This window comes from Streptomyces sp. NPDC000410 (assembly GCF_040300305.1).
In the GTDB taxonomy this organism is placed as follows: Bacteria; Actinomycetota; Actinomycetes; order Streptomycetales; family Streptomycetaceae; genus Streptomyces.
Genome location: NZ_JBEPDM010000119.1, coordinates 1 through 2588, shown reverse-complemented (window position 1 = coordinate 2588; position 2588 = coordinate 1). Strand labels below are relative to the sequence as shown.

Here is a 2588-nt window from a genome sequence, read left to right as displayed (position 1 = left end):
TGACCTCACAGCCCCGGAACCGCCACCGACCAGCAACAACAGACCCAAACCCCACTGTCTCCCACCCCGCTGTGCCGAAACCGAGAGATCGCACCCAGCTCGCCGGGCGCGCCTCCCTCATCGACTGCGCCGCCTTCCCCGCCCGCCTCGGCGAGAGTGAACCCTTCCGTGACCTCGTCAAAGCAATGGAGACCGCCCTCGACCTGCGCCACCACCGGCCCGGCACCCTCCCCCAGCTGGCCTCTTACCTGCACGAGCGCACCGCCGGCCGCATCGGCAGCCTCGCCCGCCTCATCCGCCAGGCCGCCATCACCGCCCTCACCGACGGCACCGAACGCATCACCAAAACCACCCTCGAAGCCATCCGCCTGGACCACCTCGCCGAACAGCACTACCGCCCCCACACACGGCCGCGGAGCCGCAGCACCAGCGCCCCGTGAGCCTGACAGGCGTCGCGGCCGGTGATGCGGCCGCAGCCGTCCCCGCACGGCGCAGTGTCGTCAGCGCAAGGACATGGCTTCGGATCCCGTCAGCCGCGCCGGGCGTGTTCCGAGTACGGCCGCTGCCCGCCGAAGCGACCGCCTCATACGCCCAGCGCCTCGCTGACGTCTACCAGCTGACGCTGCCCCAGCTCCTCGATGGCGCCGGCATCACCCTCCACGGCCACGGCACACCGCCATCGGCAGAACTCCACCTCAACCACAACGCGTGCCGTCACCTCGCTGCCCTGGCCCGCATTCCACTCCCCCACCTGACGCGCGCCCTGCCCCGCCTCGCCCACAGCGACGACGCCCACAACACCGAGGCCGCCGGGCGCTGGAAGCAGCTCGAAGCAGAGCAGCCAGTCCTTGCCTGCACGCTGTGCACCCTCCACCACAGCCACGGCACAACCGACACCGCCTGGGTACACCCACCGCCGTACCGGATGGTGTGCCCACGCCACCAGCAAGCAGCCCCCGACCCACGGCTCACTTCCACCGTCCACACCTGGGCCACGCCGGAGCTTGTCGCCGCGCACCACGCACACCAGCGACTCCTACGAAACCCCCGTGCCGCCACCGCCTGGACCACAGCACGCGCCATCACCACCCGCTGGTACGACCACCAGCAACACCTCACCCACCGCTGGCACACCCGCCTCAACCAGCTCTACAAGTCCAACCCCCACCTGGCCACCACAGGCAGCGCCTCCCCCGCACTCCTGACCCGCGACCTGGTCACCTACCCCGAAACCATCACCCTCGCCCGCACCCTCACCACCCTGCCGAACCGGCCACATCGCACTGACGACACCCTCACCCTCATCGCCTGTCAACTCGGCCTCACCCGCCTGACCCCCAACGGACACGACCCGCTCCGCGTCTTCCTCACCCACACACGCCACTGACCAGCACACTCCAGACTCCGAAGCCCGGAGAAAGCGCAGCCGCCTATAGACGCACCACTACATCGACGGGAAAACAAAGATCATTCCCACACAACTACCGGACCGCAGGCCAGCCACCCGAACAACCAAACCGAACGCGACTCCAGTGCCACGCCAATCACACCCGAACACGGCCACTACCCCAGCTCCAACTCCCAACCAAAAGACGGGACACCAGACCAAAGCAGCCCAGCCCCCTGAAGATCACTGCTCCGTCACAGCGCCAGGCCGAAGGGCTCCCGATCGAGTCGTGGTCCGGCGCCCTGTCGACCGAGCGGCGCGAGCAGCTGGAGGACATCGACCCGTCCTGGTGCCCCATCTGGCCAGTGGAATGGCAACGCGCCTTCCACCTCACCCGCCTCCACCTCGAAGAGGCCGGCGGCGAACTGCCCACCGAACCGGGCATCGTCGTACACCGCGGCGAAGACCTCGGACGATGGGTACAGGCGCAACGGCTGAGCTGGGACAAGCTCACCACCGTTCAGCAATGGATGTGCGAACACGTCCTCGGGATCACACCCGCGACCGAGAACGAGAAGCCCAAGCCCCGTACGAGCCAGGCACAGAAGTGGGCGCTGCACCTCGCCGCCGCCCGGCAGTACTTCGAGCGCGAGGGACACCTGAAAGTCCCGCGCAAGCACGTCGAGACAATCACCTTCGGCGGCGGGGACGGCAGCGAGGACCAGGAGCATCGGAACGTCACGCTGAGGCTCGGTGCATGGGTCGGGAACCAGCGGAGCAGAGCCGCCACCTTGTCACCGGAACGGATGGAACAACTGTCCAAGATCGGCATGCGGTGGGCAAAGCGCATGCCAATGGCCGGTCCCCGATAAGCCCTGCAGTGTCGTTGAGCCCGATTCCACCGATCAGCGGACGCAGACCAGAGGGGAACCCGATCCGACAGACTCAGCTCCCGCTCGGAGAAATCCCGTTCAGCCCCTTGTAGAGGACTGGCTGGCCGGTGTGTGCGTCGAGCAGGACGCGGTCACCCACGGGGTTCTCCAGTTTCACCGTCACCTGCTGCAACTTCGCCTGCTTGGTGCAGTTGCCGCTGTCTTTCCGGTCTGGGACGGAGGCCGACAGTACGACGCTTCCGCCTGTTTCCAGCACGTCCACCGCGGGGCCGTCGTCGCAGACGCCATGGAGGGCGACGACGGTCACC

At 67.7% G+C, this 2588-nt stretch carries 2 protein-coding genes and 2 pseudogenes; 3 read left to right on the top strand and 1 reads right to left on the bottom strand.

The features are described 5' to 3' along the window. The 3 genes and pseudogenes from ABT342_RS37985 to ABT342_RS37975 form a co-directional block, all read left to right on the top strand. Nucleotides 1-440, top strand: a pseudogene (locus tag ABT342_RS37985) (hypothetical protein); the annotation flags it as partial. A gap of 104 nt (nt 441-544) precedes the next feature. Further along, on the top strand, nt 545-1387 hold the full coding sequence (locus tag ABT342_RS37980; RefSeq protein WP_351584153.1) for a TniQ family protein: 843 nt from the start codon (nt 545-547) through the stop codon (nt 1385-1387). 365 nt (nt 1388-1752) lie between these two features. Beyond that, a complete protein-coding gene (locus tag ABT342_RS37975; protein ID WP_502965689.1) occupies nt 1753-2259 on the top strand; it encodes a helicase associated domain-containing protein in 507 nt (168 codons plus the stop codon). Nucleotides 2260-2332: 73 nt separating this feature from the next. Here the strand turns inward: ABT342_RS37975 and ABT342_RS37970 are convergent. Continuing rightward, a pseudogene (locus tag ABT342_RS37970) lies at nt 2333-2588 on the bottom strand (hypothetical protein); the annotation flags it as partial.